Genomic DNA, 16,188 nt, shown 5'->3' with positions numbered 1-16,188 from the left:
AAGGCACCGCAGCTGCATCTCATTTATGGTTAATTTAATGGCTGGATTAATTGCCTATACTTTTCAGACTAAAAAGCCGAGTATAAAAGTGACTCGACTTTAATTCTTATGCAGATCTGAGGTTAATTAGCTAAATGTGTCTTTTACATTTTCGAGCATGTCGTTGTATTCGTCACTTGAAAATAGCTGCATAGAAGGAATAACGCCTTTATCTATGTAAGTTTGTAAAGCCGCTGATTTATCAGAAACCTGTAAAGTCCCCTCTAAAATAGCGCCAATACGAATAAAATCAACATAACCAATCTCTTCAGGGCGATACGTAGGGTCTGCCCAATGCCTAGCAACATTTACAAATTCAGGTGGAAACTCCCACGCTCCCATAATTGAGCCACCAATTTTACCACTGAGCTTTTGAATTGCATGTGCTAAAAAGCTTGGGTTAGCAAACACCTCTGGGTGGCGCTCAGCTTCGGTTAAAATAGGCAGTACACCAATGTTATATACCAACGACGCCAACGTAATAGCGTCACTATTTAACGATGTACGTTTATTATTTTGTAAATAAAACGCCATAAGCGTTATTGAATGCCCCGCCACATCTAGCGTTTTTTGCCACGCTTTACTCATGTAGCCTTTTATTAGCTCATTATTAGAAACAAACAGCTGCTCCATTGCCATTGCGGTTGCTATATTTTTAATTTGGCGTAAACCAATGCGCGTAACCGCTTGCTGTAAGTTAGACACTTTAACCGCTCGGCCCATAATTGCACTGTTAGCAACTTTAATCATTCGCGCTGAAAGAGCCGGGTCTTGCCCAATCACGTCTGACATTTGCATTAGGTTTACATCAGGGTTATCGGCCGCTTGGCGCACTTTAATTGCAACTTCAGGTAACGTAGGTAAAACCAAAGTGTCGTTATTGATTCTATCAACCAAAATCGTTAATAGTGCATTTTCTGTAGACATAGAACTGTCATCCTTTTGTTTCTGGGCCGCAATGCAACTGCTAACCTCGGATAAAATGAGTAATACAATGAGTATTATCTAACTTACCGATAAAGTTAAGAAAATTATATAAATTAATTGTTATTATCGCCTGCAGACGCGGTACACCGCCAAACACTTGCTATTTACCATTTAGTTTTGCTTTAATGCAGTCACTATAAGGAAACGTTTGTACGCGCTAGCAATTAAATTTAAGCGTACAAATAATTAAACTTACTTTTTTAACAGGCAATCAAATGATCTTAAACAAAATTAGCCAAGCAATTTTACTCTCAGGCGTCGTTTTTCTTAGTGCATGCTCAGAGCAAGCCCCCTCTTCGACCGAAGCCACAGGTGTAGAACTTGCTCAAAAAAGTGCCGCGCAAGCTGGCCCAGATTTAATTAATATTGATAAACAACGTTTAGATATTTACACCGACTTTAGCCTAAAAGCCGACCTATCTCATTTAAGTGAGAATCAAAAAGCCATGGTTGCTAAGCTTATCGATGCCTCTAAAATTATGGACGAGCTATTTTGGAAGCAGGCTTTTGGCGATAATAAAGACGCTTTTTTAGCAAAACTAAGTGATGAAAAAGTACGTAAATTTGCTGATATTAACTACGGCCCTTGGGATCGTTTAAATGGTGACGAACCGTTTTTATCAGGTTACAAAGAAAAAGCCCTTGGCGCACAATTCTACCCAGCCGACATAACAAAAGAAGAGCTAAATAATGCCGACGTAGAAGATAAAAAAGGCCTTTACTCATTAATTAAACGTGATGAGCAAGGTAACCTTTACAGCGTGCCTTACTCAAAAGAATACGCTGAGGAGTTAGCTAAAGCAGCAGATTTGTTACGTGAAGCCAGTAAGCTTGCCGATGATAAAGAATTTGCCAATTACTTAAACCTACGTGCTGATGCACTACAAAATGATGATTTTCAGGGTTCTGACTTTGCCTGGATGGACATGAAAAATAACCCAGTTGATGTGGTTATTGGCCCAATTGAAACCTATGAAGATCAACTCTTTGGCTACCGCTCTGCTTATGAGTCGTATGTACTAATTAAAGATTTAAAATGGAGCGAGCGCCTAGCTAAATTTGCGGCCTTTTTACCAGAGCTTCAAAAAGGTTTACCGGTAGATGCTAAATATAAGCAAGAAGTGCCAGGCTCAGACGCTGACTTAAATGCTTACGATGTGGTTTACTATGCAGGTCACTCAAATGCGGGCAGCAAAACGATTGCCATTAACTTACCAAACGATGAGCAAGTACAGCTTGAAAAAGGCACTCGTCGCCTGCAGCTTAAAAACGCAATGCGTGCAAAATTTGATAAAATTTTAGTGCCAATTGCTGAGCAGTTAATTGTACCTGAGCAACGTAAGCATATTACCTTTAACGCCTTTTTTGCCAATACCATGTTTCACGAAGTGGCTCATGGCCTAGGTATTAAAAACACCATTACAAATAAAGGCACTGTGCGCCAATCATTACAAGAGCACGCCAGTGCACTTGAAGAAGGTAAAGCCGATATTTTAGGTTTATACATGGTTGAGCAGTTACTTAAAAAAGGCGAAATTACCGAAGGCACATTAGAAGATTACTACACCACCTTTATGGCGGGTATTTTCCGCTCAGTACGTTTTGGTGCATCAAGCGCACATGGTAAAGCAAACATGATCCGCTTTAACTTTTTTGCACAAGAAGGCGCTTTTTCTAAAAATGAAGAGGGTTTATACCGTGTAAATATGGAAAAAATGGGCGTGGCTATGGCTAAGCTGTCGCGCTTAATTTTAACATTACAAGGTGACGGCGATTACGAAAAAGTAGATCAACTAATTGCCACTCATGGCGATATTAAAGAAGAGCTTGCTAAAGACCTAGAAAAACTAAGCCAAGCGAATATTCCGGTTGATGTAACCTTTAAACAAGGTAAAGACGTGTTAGGCCTTAACTAACCCAACACGTAATACTTTGTAATAGTTTAATAAAGCGCTGTAGTTTATAACTGCAGCGCTTTTTTTAGCGCTATTATTTGCTCATCTGTGTATGGTTTTGCTGGAAACTTACCCCACACCGGTGCAGGCCACGCAGCATCAGTTGTAAAACGTGCAATATGATGAATATGTAATTGCGGCACCATATTACCCAAAGCGGCCACGTTTAATTTATCAGGGCTAAACACTTGCATAATAAGCTTGCTGAGTTTGGCCGACTCTTTTAAATATACAATTTGATCGGCATCAGATAAATCGATGATCTCTTTTAAATTAGGTTTTCTGGGTACCAATACAAACCAAGGGTATTGGCTGTCGTTAAGTAATAACACCTTACATAAAGGCCAATCTGCCAGTTCTATACAATCGCGCTTAAGCTCTGGGGCGAGTTCAAAAGTGTGGTTCGTCATCGTCACATCCTAGTTAGTCTTTAATAATGGCCACTTTATAGCATTTATTTGCAGTTGCACACGCTTAGCTTTACCATTTAATACAATATTTATAATAAGCTAAGGCAACCTTGTGCTAAAAAAAATAAAACACTTAACCCTCGCACTACCGCTAGCTGTTGGCGCACTGAGCGTACAAGCAAAACCATTATCGCTAGAGCGTATTTTTGATGATCCGAGCTTGTCGGGTAAAGCTCCCGTACAACTTAAGTTTTCACCAGACGGTAGCCGCGTAACTTACCTGCAAGGTAAAACCGATGACTACAACCGTTATGATTTATGGGAATACAACTTAAAAGATAACACCAACAGAATACTGGTTGATTCTGCAAAGCTGTTTTCAGGCCCAGAAAACCTCTCTGATGAGGAAAAAGCACGCCGCGAACGCCAACGTATTTTTGGTAAAGGTATTTTAGAGTATAAATGGTCTAAAGACGGCAAAGCCCTGTTATTCCCACTCAATGGTGACCTGTATTATTACGAGCTTGCATCTGGTAAAAGTAAAAAACTTACCAATACAGAAGCGTTTGAAACCGATGCCCGTTTTTCTCCTAAAGGTAACTATGTATCGTTTATTCGCGAGCAAAACCTTTACGCTTTAGCACTTGATTCGGGTAAAGAAATTCAACTAAGTAAAGATGGCGGCGGCGTTATTAAAAACGGCATGGCCGAATTTGTAGCGCAAGAAGAAATGAGCCGTATGACTGGCTACTGGTGGGCAGGCGATGAATCTAAAATTGCATTTACCCGCGTAGATGAAACCCCAGTAAAAGAAGCTATCCGTAACGAAATTTATGCAGACGAAGTAAAGCTATTTAATCAACGTTACCCATTTACAGGCACCGACAACGTTGAGATTCAACTTGGCGTTGTGTCTTTAAATAATCAAAACGTTGACTGGGTTGATTTAGGCGACGATAAAGACATTTACATTGCACGTACTAAATGGCTAAAAGATAGCACAACCCTTTCGTATCAATGGCAAAATCGCTCACAACATAAGTTAGAACTACGCTTTTACAATAGCGATACTAAAACGCAAAAAGTAGCGCTAACAGAAAACAGCGATACGTGGATCAATTTAAACTTTGATCTGCATTTCTTAAAAGACAAAAAGCATTTTGTATGGGCTTCTGAGCGTGATGGTTTTAAACACCTTTATTTGTACCGCACTAACGGCCAGCTAATTCGACAAATCACTTCAGGAGACTGGGTTGTTGATAGCTTAAAAGGCGTAGATGAGAAAAAAGGCATAGTGTACTTTGCAGGACGTAAAGACACCCCGCTTGAAAGCCATTTATACAGCGCACCACTGTTTAAAAAAGGCAATATTAAGCGCATCACCGAACAAGGCCAATACCACAAAGTGGTAATGGCTAAAGACAGCAAAACGTTTATTGATAATAGCTCATCGGTAAACAAGCCTAACTCGGCGGCTCTTCGTAAAGTAAATGGCGAATTTATCACATGGCTTGAACAAAATAAGCTTGATGATAGCCACCCATTAACACCTTATTTAAGTGATTTAGCAACTCCAGAGTACGGCACAATTAAAGCTGAAGATGGCCAAGTAATGCATTACCGCTTGTTTAAACCAAGTAATATTGCAGACGGCAAAAAGCACCCAGTAATTGTTAATGTATACGGCGGCCCGCATGCACAACGCGTTACAAATAGCTGGCGCAGCAAAAACTTGTACTTTCAATACATGGCGCAACAAGGCTATGTTATTTTTCAGCTCGATAACCGAGGCTCATACAACCGTGGTAAAAAGTTTGAAGACGCTATTTACAAACACTTAGGTGTTGTAGAAGTAGCTGATCAAATTAAAGGGGTTGAGTTTTTACGCACGCTTGATTACGTAGACCCACAACGCATTGGTATTTATGGCCACAGTTATGGCGGATACATGGCCCTAATGACCATGTTTAAAGCGGGCGATTACTTTCAAGCCGGTGTATCGGGTGCACCAGTTACTGACTGGGCACTTTACGACACCCATTACACTGAGCGCTACCTTGGTCATCCAAAAACCAATGCCAAAGGCTACGAAGACAGCGCCGTATTCCCATACGCTGATGGCTTAAAAGGCCCATTAATGATTTACCATGGCATGGCCGATGACAACGTGTTATTTACCCACGCCACTAAATTATTTAAACAACTACAAGATAACGAAAAACAGTTTGAAATGATGACCTACCCAGGCTCAAAACACAGCTTACGCGGTAAACAGGTGCAAACACATTTACACCAAACCATCACAAACTTCTTTAATCGACATTTTGATGTTAAATAATCATATGACGACTAAATAGACTAAAGGCTGATTGAAAAATCAGCCTTTTTTTTGTCTTAATAAGTTAGTGAGCCTAGATTAAACGCTTTTTTTAGCTACGCTTATTCTATGCGCTAAGGCGTACACTAATTGAGGACAAATTAATGCTTAACCTACGTAGTTTCAGTATTTTCCAGCGTTTTTTACTGTTAATAGCCATTGTTGTATTTGGCTTAATAGTACTTAGTATATCTAGCTTAACTCATCAATATAGCTCACTCAAAAACGAGCAATATCTAAAAACCCAAAATGTAGTAGAAACGGCATACAGTGTTATTGAGCATTACCACCAGCTTGAACAAAACAATACACTCACACAAGCGCAGGCTCAATCACAAGCACTGGCCGCTATAAAAGCGCTGCGCTATGACAAAACAAATTACTTTTGGGTAAACAACTACCAGCCCAAAATGGTAATGCACCCAATAAAGCCTGGGCTTAACGGTAAAGACTTAAGTAATAATAAAGACCCCGATGGCAAAGCACTTTTTGTAGAAATGGTGAACATTGTAAAACAACAAAAAGAAGGTTTTATACCTTATAAATGGCCAAAACCAGGAAAAGACCAGCCGGTAGATAAAGTCGCATTTGTAAAAGGCTTTAGCCCGTGGCAATGGATTATTGGCTCAGGCGTATACCTAGATTCAATAGATGAAGCATTTAGCGAGCAGCGTAATCTCATCATAATTAGCGCTTTAGTTATGATTATTGCTGTCATTTTATTAAGTTACTTTATTGGTAAAAGTATACTCACGCCTACTCGTCTTGCCGCAGACATGATGAAAAACATATCGCAAGGTGAAGGTGACTTAACACGTACGCTAAACGAATCGGGCAATGATGAAATATCAGAGCTGTCACGCTCTTTTAATTTATTTGTTTTAAAAATGCGCGAGTCGTTAGTGCATGTATCGCACAGTGCAGATGATGTAAGCAGACACGCTCACACGGTGGATGAGTCAAGTAGAACAAGCCATTCCTTCATTGAGCTACAAAACGACAGTTCCACACAAGTAGCCGCCGCCATGGAGCAAATGACGCACCAAATTCATGATGTGAGTCGTAATGCCGACGCCGCTGAACAAGCAGCCAATGATGCAGCAGACAATGCCTCAACCGGTAAAAACGTGGTAGCGAATACCATTACCGCTATAGAAACACTCTCAAGTAATATAGAAACAGTGAGCCAAGTAACTGAAGATTTAGCAAACGAAAGTAATAATATAGGCTCTGTGCTTGATGTGATCAGAAGTATATCGGAGCAAACAAACTTACTTGCACTCAACGCTGCTATAGAAGCGGCTCGTGCAGGCGAGCACGGCAGAGGGTTTGCAGTTGTTGCCGATGAAGTGCGCACATTAGCCAGCAGAACCGGGCAAAGCACAGATGAAATTCAAGCCATGATCACTAAATTACAAGAAGGCGCTAAAGCGGCAGTAGAGGCGGTAAAATCAAGCCAAGCACTGTCGGTGACGACAGTAGAGCAGGTTTCATCTGCCGATACATCACTCAATGAAATAGAAAGGCTGGTATCTATAATTACCGACATGAACAGCCAAATAGCCCGTGCCACAGAGCAGCAAACACAAGCTGCTGACGAGGTTAATTTACGTATTAACGAGCTATCTCAATCAACCGAGCAATCACTAAATAATACAAAGCAACTTACCGATGCCAGCGATAACCTTAAACAAAGTAGCCAAGGGCTTTCGAGCGTGGTTAATCGCTTTAAATTAAAATAATTTAAAAACAAAAGCCCTGAATTAACAGGGCTTTTTATTACATAAGCGTTTTTAGCTTATACCATTTCGCATAATTAAATGATCTATTTTTAGGATGGAAAAACGTGTTGATGGCTAGGCAAAAAATTTGCTATTTAGTTGTTCTAAATGAGAATTTTTTAACACAGATAGCGACACGTTTAGCCCCGAAAAATGATTAAGTATTATTGCGGATTGGTATTACATACAGTAGCGTGCAAATAAGCTGGTTACTGATGCTGCGGTTGGCTTGCCGTGCTGCCAATCACCGCCTTCGACACCACTACCAGCAATATCCATATGTACATAAGGAAGCGGCTGCTCAGAGTCGTTACCGTGTTTATCAAGCCCACCAACAACGGCTAAAAACGCCATAGGGAATTGATGCCCACGGGCTGTAACAGCAGAGGCCGCATTATTGCTTGATAAAACATCATCAGCAAGGGTACGCGGTTTGATAAAGTCGTAATCTTCACGGCGAGAGCGAGAAACCTCAGCTGCATCTGCCCATAAATCACCACAATCCGCTATTTGACGAGAGGTATTAGCGCTACGTGCAGGTCCATTTTCAACATACGCTCCGTAAGGGCCCATAGCACGTGCCGCATGGCCTGTAAGGGTTGCTACGGTGAATAATGTTGGATTAACTTCGCCTTTGGCGACATCTTTCATTTCGCTAAGTAGGTCACCCATAGCTAAACGCCCTTCTGCATCGGTGTTACCAATGCGGACACGTACGCCTTCACGGCTAGTGATAATTTCATCTGGTACAAAACAATCTGAGCCAATTGAATTACGAACCACAGCTAAATAAGAAATAACTTTAACGCCTTTAGGTTGGTAATCTGCCACGGCTTTCATAAAGCCCGCAACGGATGCAGCCCCACCTTTATCACGGCTCATACCCGCCATGTAACCGCCTACTTTTAAATCGGCGCCGCCGGTATCGTAAACTAAGCCTTTCCCAACAAACATTAGCGTGCGCGTTACTTCACCTTCTGGCACGTATTCTAGCTTTACAACACGTGGGTGGTGGCGCTCAACCGCATAAGATGCGCGAGCAACGGTGCTAAGCATAGGGTAGTTTTTATCTATCGTGTTAATATCGTCAATCACATCAACCGCTACTTTAGAGCCTTTAAAAAGCTCAACACAGTAATCAGCAAAGCGTGGTGGCGCCATACGTTCAGGCTCAGTACCACATAAATCACGCGCCGCATATTGCCCTGCTGCAATTGCATTTACAGCTTTAACTGTTTGCTCATTTGCATCGATTAAACCTATTTGCGTAATAGGCTCAATACTTTCGCCATGGTATTCGCGCGCCTCTAAAGGTTGCCACAATGCTTGGCATGCGCCTAAATACGCCACTTCTAATGCATGCTGGTAACGCGCATCTGTATGTAATTTAGGTAAGTAAATAGCAGGGTTTACACTGCCCGCGGCTTTTGCTTCGTTAATCGCTAGCTTAGCGGCATCAAAGTAGCGTCTTACATCATCGTAATCGCGGTTAAGCGGCCCCGTAGGTGCTAAAACAACACGTACATTATCAACCACTAAAAACGTAACTTGTTTACCAATACGAGAATCTACTTTAGCGTGTGATTCGATAGCATCACTTAATGAGTTATTGGCTAATTGAGAAAAGTCATCACTAATTATAATAAGTGCATCGTGAGAAAATGAGTCAAAGCTTGCACTAAGTGATTGTGCAGCTATCGCTTGAGGATATGCCATAAGTAAAACTCCTGTTAGAAAACATAAGGGGCTATTATCGTTGATATAAAAACACAAAACCAGCCAACTGCGATCAGCTCATTTTAATCTGGCAACTTGGTTTTACAGCTAACTAAAGTGACTCCATATTTTAAGAAGAAATTAACAACAACTATATAGTTTTTAGTAAAGGTAGCCGCTGCTTGCTCCACGTTTAAATTACTTTGCTAAAGCACTCTAAATTGCAAAAAGCATGTAGTTAATCAAGAATACTCAGTTGCAAATTTAAATTAGGTTCATTTTTAACACCCACCCCAATACCTAATAAACGCACTGGTTGCTGCATACCTCGTTGATACGCCTTAGAGAGTAATTCAGTAAAAATAGCGGTATTTAATTGATGATGGGCTTGATCAGCAGAGGTAACAACAAAGTTTGCAAACTTCACTTTTACACTTAGCTTATTAATACGATTTTGTAGCTGTTGCTTATTAAGGCGCGCTGTTAGCTCTTCCAGTAATTTAGGTAACTGATCTAAACATTCTTGTAAGCTATTTTTATTGTATTCATAGGTGTGTTCAACACTAAGGGATTTACGCACTCGCTCAGTGGTTACTTTACCAATATATTCGCCAGCACATTTTTGATAAAGCGATACACCAAAATTCCCCACGTGCTGCTGCATCCAATTAACGCCTTTCTCGCGAACGTCTTTACCTGTGTATAACCCCTTTAAATTAAGCTTTTCGAGGGTTACTTTGCCCACACCAGGGATTTTACCCAGGGGTAAATTATTTAAAAACGCATCAACTTCATCCGGTAAAACCACAAATTGGCCATTGGGTTTATTTTCGTCACTGGCTATTTTGGCAATAAACTTAATGGGGGCAACTCCGGCAGAGGCAGTAAGGCCGGTATCGTTATAAATATCTGCTCTAATTTGCTGAGCAATAAGCGTTGCGCTGCCTTTGCATGCGGTGCTGTTGGTTACATCTAGGTAAGCTTCATCAAGCGACAGCGGCTCTATTTGGTCGGTATAGCGTTTAAATACAGCGCGTATTTGGTTAGAAATTTCTTTATAAACCGCCATGCGCCCAGGCACAATAACTAAATCGGGACATAATTGCTTAGCGCGGTAGTTAGACATAGCCGAGCGAACACCATATTCGCGCGCTATATAATTTGCTGTAGAGAGCACACCACGACGGCTATTGCCACCAATCGCTAAAGGCACACTGGCAAGTTTGGGGTTATCGCGCATTTCAACCGCTGCATAAAAGCAGTCCATGTCGATATGAATAAACTTTTTCATTACCACATAACAACTGTTTATTTATACAGCCATTATTAAGGATTCACTTTCATTAAGCAAGCCCATTAAAGCCTGTTTAACTTGCTAAAGTTAAAAGCGCTACTAGGTGTAGCGCGTTAAACCGTACAAGCTTTAAACAGCTTTTTTAAAACGGCTGCTTAAAGCGCTTTGATTTTTTAAAGCAATGTAGCCAAAAAACAAACTCCAATAAAAACCCCGCAGCTAAAAGCATTATGCCGCCGGAGGCATTACCCATTGCATAGCAAGCAAAAGACGCTATAAAAACTAAACTGGCTAAAGCCCAATTAATTATATTTTGCATGTGTGTTCTCGTGTGTGTGTTGTCTGTGTTATTTAACTGTAGTCCTAAAAATAAATAGGTACAATCATCTTATAAAAAAACATGGCATTTATTGTCTTGAGCTACAAACACCATATTGATAACCTCATTCATTTAAAACTAAGAGTACACATACATGCAAAGGTTCAAAGATCAGCACCCTATTCATACCGATATCACCGTAGCATGGGCCGATATGGACGCCCTACAACATGTTAACAACGTGGTGTACTTGCGTTATTTTGAAATTGCGCGTATCGATTTTCTAAATAAAATAAATCAGTTTGATACGATAAAACCAGGTGGAATAGGCCCGGTCATTAGTGAAAACAATATTCGCTATAAACGTCCAGTGACCTTCCCAGATACCTTAACCGTAGGTATTACTATTTCAGATATAAAAAGCGACCGTTTTATGATGAATTACTCTGTATTTAGCCATGCTCAGCAAGCTATTACTACCACAGGCTATTCTCAAGTTGTTATGTTTGACTTTAAAACAGGACAAAAAGCGGCGATTTCAGAGCCATTACTATCGGCACTACACCAATTCGCTTAAGTAGGTTTATTGCGAATTGGTATTAATTATCCACTCTCAAGATCTTACATAATTTAAGGATTTTAAATGCAATACAGTCCGTTAGGCAGCAGCGGTGTTGATGTTTCTAGAGTATGCTTAGGCAGCATGACTTGGGGTAAACAAAATACCCAACAAGACGCCGATGAGCAAATAGCTTATGCCTTGGCACAAGGCGTTAATTTTATAGATACTGCCGAAATGTATGCCGTTCCTCCTTCACCAGAGACCTACGGTAAAACAGAGCAAATTATAGGTAACTGGCTAAGTCGCAATGCGCGAAAGCGCAGTGATATTGTATTGGCGAGTAAAATTGCAGGCAATGGCTTGTCGTGGGTACGAGATGGCGGCGATATAACACGCAGCGCTGTCATTGAGGCCGTAGATAACTCGCTTAAACGCCTACAAACCGACTACATAGATTTATACCAATTGCATTGGCCTAATCGCTCTACCCCACACTTTGGCAGGCAGTGGCCAGGTAAACTCACTTTTAGTGACGTAGATACTGAGCAACAACAAGCGGGTATGCTTGATATTTTAGAGGGCCTTAATGAGTGTGTTAAAGCCGGAAAAATAAAATATTGTGGCCTTTCAGATGACACCCCATGGGGCATTAGCCAATTTCTAAATTTAGCAAAAGCGCATAATTTACCGCGTATGGTGTCTATTCAAAACGAGTTTAGCCTAGCGCACGCTAAAGATTGGCCCTACTTAATTGAGCAGTGTATCCATGAAGACATTGCTTATTTACCTTGGTCACCGCTTGCTGCAGGCCTGCTAACGGGTAAATACCTAAACGGCGCGCGCCCAGCTGGCTCGCGTTGGACATTTATGCAGCGCAATGGTATTTTTAGAGATACCCCTAACGCGCAAAAAGCCACGCAGCGTTATGTAGAGCTTGCACATGTAAGCGGCATAACCCCAGCCCAATTGGCACTTGCTTGGTGTAATCAAGTCGATGGCGTTACCTCGTCAATTATTGGTGCGACCAGCATGGACCAATTAAAAGAAGACATTGACGCTTTTAGCATAACTTTAAGCGACGACACACTAGCTGAAATTGGTACTATTTTTAAAGATTACCCGCAGCCATACTAAACCAAAATAATAGGCAGTTTTTTTACTGCCTTTTTCTCTCTTACATTTGAACATATACAAAGTAAAACTATACTAAAGTTAACTTAAATGGATTATTTTTAGTGAGTTATGCTTAGAAATGTAATTTTATTCTTTGGTGTACTAGGTGCTTTAATGCGTTACGGGTACGCTGATAATACTCACCCAATTGAAGAAATTGTATGGTTACAAAGTTACACGCCCCCGTTTCATATGGATAAAGATTCGCATGCGCCGCAAGGTGGTATTTGCGACAACCTCACCGAGCAACTAATTAGCAGCATTGATGATGTAAAACATACACGACTAATCGTGCCGCAAGAGCGAATTAATAAGCACTTAAATGAAGGCGATAATGTATGCTTCCCGTGTGTTATTCATAAAAAAACAGCCAATGGCGTTTTACAATTTTCTACCCCCACTACGGTGTACCCGCCTTTTTCGGTTTTAACCACTCAAAAACTTGCTCCAGAAATACACGCTAAGCATGGCAGCCCTATTAAACTTATTCATTTATTGTCAGACGAGCAATATGTATATGGTCAAGCCGCGGCGCGCAAGTTTACTTCAAAAATTAATAAAATAATCGAAAACACCACGGTGTATCATAAAGCATCGCTAAGCTGGAGCAGCGAAAATGAAAGCCAAGCTGTTATTGCTCGCTTAAGTCGCGGCTTTTTAGATTACACAATAGACTACCCGTTTATGGGGGATTATTTTGTCAATCACAGTAAGTTTAAAAATATAGTCAGTTTGCCAATTGAAGAAGACCCCAGAGAGTTTGTTTTAGGGGCTATAGGGTGTGCAGTAAGAGCACCGAATGATTTTGCTACCAAGGCGCTTAATAAAATAAATAAAGCGCTACATAAGCAGGTATTACAATCGCCTGCTTATATAAATAGTCAGCGTTTTTGGTTAGAGCAAAGTTTTCCGCAGTTTACTAAGCATTACCAACAGCAAATACTTAATCCTATTGTGCCTGCCAGCTCTGCGATAACAAGCACGTCGAATTAGCATACAAGCTTACTGTAAATACGCTGTTTGCAGGCACTTCCCCTACGCCTGCAGGCGTTCCTGTCATTATTACATCGCCATTTTCTAAGTGCATAAACTCATTAATTTCACTTAAAATATCTTTAGGCTTATGTATCATAAATTGCGTATCGCCTTGTTGAATAACGTTATCGTTAATTTTAAGCTCAAACGTAAACACCTGCTCAGCATCCGCTATAGCGACAAAGGGCGTTAATAATACCGAGCCGTTAAACGCCTTGGCGCGCTCCCACGGTAACCCTTTATTTTTAAGCTTACTTTGCACGGTACGTTTAGTTAAATCCAATCCTAAACCTACGCCTGCCAACTCATTATTTTTAATAACAAAACACAGCTCGGTTTCATAATGCAGTGTGTCGTTATTGTGCGTAGCAAATAAGGTAGACGAAAGGGCACTGTTCGGTTTATTAAACAATACCATTTGATCTGGTAGCTCATTATTAAGCTCAGCAATATGCGCGGTGTAATTACGCCCAACGCATACTACTTTAGAGGGGGTTAATAGCTCACTTTCTAGTTTTATCGACTGCATAAAATAACTTCTAAATTACGAGCTGATCAAGGTTTCTAATAAGCTCAGGTTAATCGGTTTCAAAAGTACATGATTAATATTTAAATCTTTGATCTGCTTAGGATCGGGCTCTGCACCACTAACAATCACCAAGCTTAAGTCAGGGTAACGTTCGTTAATTTGCTTCCCTAAATCTACACCACGCCCGTCAGGTAAGTGCATATCGAGCAATACCTTATTAAATTGTTGGTCATGATTGAGGGTTTGTAAACACTGTGCACACGTTGAGGTAATAACGGTTTCTACCCCTAAACTTTCTAGCAGCAACTGCGTAATTTGCGCTGCATCTTGGTCGTCCTCAACCAATAAAAAGCGCTGTTTTTTCTCTATTACAGCTTTGTCGCTGTGAATATTTTTAGCTTGAGGCGCATGCTCTGGCGATACTAAGTAATCTTGTAAGCATTGATACAAAGAAGAGCTATCAACGGGCTTTGGTATTACATCGTTAAAGCCAAGGGCGGCAAGCTCTTCATGTATGCCTTTCATAGTGGCGGCAGTAAGCGCAATAATTGGGCCTGTGTAGCCCATTTTTCTAAGCTCTATTGTGGCTTCTTTACCACCCATTACAGGCATATGTATATCAATAAAAATAATATCATAAGGAGAGCGATACGCCTCGGCAATTCTTACTTTTTCAAGCGCTTGCTGGCCATGTTCGGCGTAGTCTACACGCGCACCACATGTGCTAATCATATGGCCAACTAACATGCGTAAATCGCGTAAATCATCAACCACTAATACGCGGCCAGTCACTTTACAGGGGGCTGATTTTGTCTGTAATTGCGAGCCACTACTAAAGTTTAATACTTGGCGTTCTACTTCACTTATATCACCTGGGTACACCGAAATAGTAAAGGTAGAGCCTTCGCCCATTCTAGAAGTTAAATCAATACTGCCGTGCATACGCGCTAATAGCTCGGCACAAATAGCAAGGCCTAAGCCTGCTCCACCAACAGAGCGCGATTCTACATCGGCTATTTGCTCAAAGGGTTTAAAAATGAGTGCTTGTTTTTCAGGGGCAATCCCCATGCCTGAGTCTTTAATACTAAAAAATAGCATTTCTTTCTCATCGACCCACTCGGTCCAGGCACTAACCACTATTTCGCCCTTTTCGGTAAATTTAACCGCATTATTGATTAAGTTAATGAGTATTTGGCGTACGCGGGTAGCATCTACTCTCACAATAAGAGGTAAGGGCTGTAGAGACTCAAAGCGAAGGTTTAAGCCTTTATCAAGCACAGATACACGCATTAAGGTGTAAACATCAGCCAGCATGCTATCTAAGTTTACTTCACTTAAGGTGAGCTCTAATTTGTCGGCAGCAATTTTAGATAAATCGAGCACATCGTTTAACAAGCTCAGCAAGTGCTTACCGTTTCGATAAATAACCCCTAGTTCGTTTTCGGCCTGTTTGCTAAAGTCGCTTTGTAGCAGTAACTCTGTGTAACCTAATATAGATGAAAGCGGGGTACGTAATTCGTGGCTTAAGTGGGCTAAAAATCTGTCTTTTGAGCGGTTCTCTGCTTCGGCTTTTAAACGCTCTACTCGCTCGCCTTCAACATCTTTACGCGCTAAAGCATAACGTATAGCGCGAGCAAACCGGCTCGAACTCATTTCTGTTTTTATAAGGTAATCTACCGCGCCGGCATCCAGTGCTGCAGAGTCTAATTCATCATTAGATTGCCCCGTAAGCATAATAATTGGCCCGCTAAACCCATTAGCAATGGCCTTTTTTAATACACTTAGCCCATTTGAGGCGCCTAATCGATAATCAAGCAAACAAATATCGTGATCGTTTTTACTTAAAATGCTTATTGCTTGCTCAGGAGAGCTTATCCATTCTATGTCAAATGTATGTGAATCTAACTGATCTAAGTAGTCGCAAGTGAGAATGTAATCATCTTCATCGTCTTCTACTAAAAGTAAGCGAGTCACTTTATCTAACATACTACCTCCTTTTGTTTGCATTTAA

General features: G+C 40.9%; 12 protein-coding genes and 1 pseudogene. 7 read left to right on the top strand and 6 right to left on the bottom strand.

What is annotated here, in order from left to right; genetic code table 11:
* Positions 1–103, top strand: a pseudogene (locus PSH41_RS20150) (IS982 family transposase); the annotation flags it as partial.
* A gap of 23 nt (positions 104–126) precedes the next feature.
* On the opposite strand, the gene PSH41_RS18720 reads toward PSH41_RS20150, so the two are convergent.
* Positions 127–966 (bottom strand): HDOD domain-containing protein, encoded by an 840-nt coding sequence (locus PSH41_RS18720; protein ID WP_273589823.1) that lies wholly within the window; start codon positions 964–966, stop codon positions 127–129.
* A 275-nt stretch (positions 967–1,241) separates the two neighbouring features.
* Between PSH41_RS18720 and PSH41_RS18715 the strand changes: the two genes are divergently transcribed.
* A complete protein-coding gene (locus PSH41_RS18715; RefSeq protein WP_248452019.1) occupies positions 1,242–2,942 on the top strand; it encodes a dipeptidyl-peptidase 3 family protein in 1,701 nt (566 codons plus the stop codon).
* Positions 2,943–2,986: 44 nt separating this feature from the next.
* On the opposite strand, the gene PSH41_RS18710 is transcribed toward PSH41_RS18715, so the two are convergent.
* The gene (locus PSH41_RS18710; protein ID WP_004586851.1) at positions 2,987–3,391 is read right to left on the bottom strand and encodes an HIT domain-containing protein; all 405 of its coding nucleotides are present in this window, start codon (positions 3,389–3,391) and stop codon (positions 2,987–2,989) included.
* Positions 3,392–3,503: 112 nt separating this feature from the next.
* On the opposite strand from PSH41_RS18710, the gene PSH41_RS18705 reads away from it, so the two are divergent.
* Positions 3,504–5,729 carry a S9 family peptidase gene (locus PSH41_RS18705; protein WP_273589826.1) on the top strand — a complete coding sequence of 742 codons (2,226 nt, stop codon included), beginning with the start codon at positions 3,504–3,506 and terminating at the stop codon, positions 5,727–5,729.
* 143 nt (positions 5,730–5,872) lie between these two features.
* Positions 5,873–7,510 carry a methyl-accepting chemotaxis protein gene (locus PSH41_RS18700; protein ID WP_273589828.1) on the top strand — a complete coding sequence of 546 codons (1,638 nt, stop codon included), beginning with the start codon at positions 5,873–5,875 and terminating at the stop codon, positions 7,508–7,510.
* 219 nt (positions 7,511–7,729) lie between these two features.
* On the opposite strand, the gene PSH41_RS18695 is transcribed toward PSH41_RS18700, so the two are convergent.
* Both PSH41_RS18695 and dinB read right to left on the bottom strand, forming a co-directional pair.
* Positions 7,730–9,265 (bottom strand): M17 family metallopeptidase, encoded by a 1,536-nt coding sequence (locus PSH41_RS18695; protein ID WP_004588515.1) that lies wholly within the window; start codon positions 9,263–9,265, stop codon positions 7,730–7,732.
* A gap of 238 nt (positions 9,266–9,503) precedes the next feature.
* Entirely contained in the window at positions 9,504–10,556 is a 1,053-nt protein-coding gene (gene dinB / locus PSH41_RS18690) for a DNA polymerase IV (protein WP_273589830.1), read from the bottom strand.
* Positions 10,557–11,032: 476 nt separating this feature from the next.
* Between dinB and PSH41_RS18685 the strand changes: the two genes are divergently transcribed.
* The 3 genes from PSH41_RS18685 to PSH41_RS18675 all read left to right on the top strand — a co-directional run bounded on the left by PSH41_RS18685 (position 11,033) and on the right by PSH41_RS18675 (position 13,606).
* Complete coding sequence (locus tag PSH41_RS18685) at positions 11,033–11,455, top strand: acyl-CoA thioesterase (RefSeq protein ID WP_004588512.1); 423 nt, start codon at positions 11,033–11,035, stop codon at positions 11,453–11,455.
* A 66-nt stretch (positions 11,456–11,521) separates the two neighbouring features.
* Positions 11,522–12,574: an aldo/keto reductase gene (locus tag PSH41_RS18680; RefSeq protein ID WP_273589831.1), complete on the top strand. Its 1,053-nt coding sequence runs from the start codon at positions 11,522–11,524 to the stop codon at positions 12,572–12,574.
* A gap of 153 nt (positions 12,575–12,727) precedes the next feature.
* Positions 12,728–13,606 carry an ABC transporter substrate-binding protein gene (locus PSH41_RS18675; protein ID WP_273589832.1) on the top strand — a complete coding sequence of 293 codons (879 nt, stop codon included), beginning with the start codon at positions 12,728–12,730 and terminating at the stop codon, positions 13,604–13,606.
* Here PSH41_RS18675 and PSH41_RS18670 read toward each other — a convergent pair.
* Positions 13,563–14,177 (bottom strand): fumarylacetoacetate hydrolase family protein, encoded by a 615-nt coding sequence (locus PSH41_RS18670; protein WP_248444286.1) that lies wholly within the window; start codon positions 14,175–14,177, stop codon positions 13,563–13,565. The genes PSH41_RS18675 and PSH41_RS18670 overlap by 44 nt on opposite strands.
* 15 nt (positions 14,178–14,192) lie before the next feature.
* Positions 14,193–16,163 carry an ATP-binding response regulator gene (locus tag PSH41_RS18665; protein ID WP_064386339.1) on the bottom strand — a complete coding sequence of 657 codons (1,971 nt, stop codon included), beginning with the start codon at positions 16,161–16,163 and terminating at the stop codon, positions 14,193–14,195.
* Between the last annotated feature and the right edge of the window lie 25 nt (positions 16,164–16,188).

Origin of the sequence: Pseudoalteromonas sp. CST2 (assembly GCF_028599385.1) — a bacterium.
Classification (GTDB): domain Bacteria; phylum Pseudomonadota; class Gammaproteobacteria; order Enterobacterales; family Alteromonadaceae; genus Pseudoalteromonas; species Pseudoalteromonas atlantica.
The sequence above is the reverse complement of the archived record's forward strand: the minus strand, read 5'-3'. Positions and strand labels throughout refer to the sequence as shown.

Excerpts from the sequence above, each read along its gene's own strand:
- PSH41_RS18720 (WP_273589823.1), bottom strand. The coding sequence starts at position 966 with ATGTCTACAGAAAATGCACTATTAACGATTTTGGTTGATAGAATCAAT.
- PSH41_RS18715 (WP_248452019.1), top strand. The coding sequence starts at position 1,242 with ATGATCTTAAACAAAATTAGCCAAGCAATTTTACTCTCAGGCGTCGTT.
- PSH41_RS18710 (WP_004586851.1), bottom strand. The coding sequence starts at position 3,391 with ATGACGAACCACACTTTTGAACTCGCCCCAGAGCTTAAGCGCGATTGT.
- PSH41_RS18700 (WP_273589828.1), top strand. The coding sequence starts at position 5,873 with ATGCTTAACCTACGTAGTTTCAGTATTTTCCAGCGTTTTTTACTGTTA.
- PSH41_RS18695 (WP_004588515.1), bottom strand. The coding sequence starts at position 9,265 with ATGGCATATCCTCAAGCGATAGCTGCACAATCACTTAGTGCAAGCTTT.
- dinB (WP_273589830.1), bottom strand. The coding sequence starts at position 10,556 with ATGAAAAAGTTTATTCATATCGACATGGACTGCTTTTATGCAGCGGTT.
- PSH41_RS18685 (WP_004588512.1), top strand. The coding sequence starts at position 11,033 with ATGCAAAGGTTCAAAGATCAGCACCCTATTCATACCGATATCACCGTA.
- PSH41_RS18680 (WP_273589831.1), top strand. The coding sequence starts at position 11,522 with ATGCAATACAGTCCGTTAGGCAGCAGCGGTGTTGATGTTTCTAGAGTA.
- PSH41_RS18675 (WP_273589832.1), top strand. The coding sequence starts at position 12,728 with ATGCGTTACGGGTACGCTGATAATACTCACCCAATTGAAGAAATTGTA.
- PSH41_RS18670 (WP_248444286.1), bottom strand. The coding sequence starts at position 14,177 with ATGCAGTCGATAAAACTAGAAAGTGAGCTATTAACCCCCTCTAAAGTA.
- PSH41_RS18665 (WP_064386339.1), bottom strand. The coding sequence starts at position 16,163 with ATGTTAGATAAAGTGACTCGCTTACTTTTAGTAGAAGACGATGAAGAT.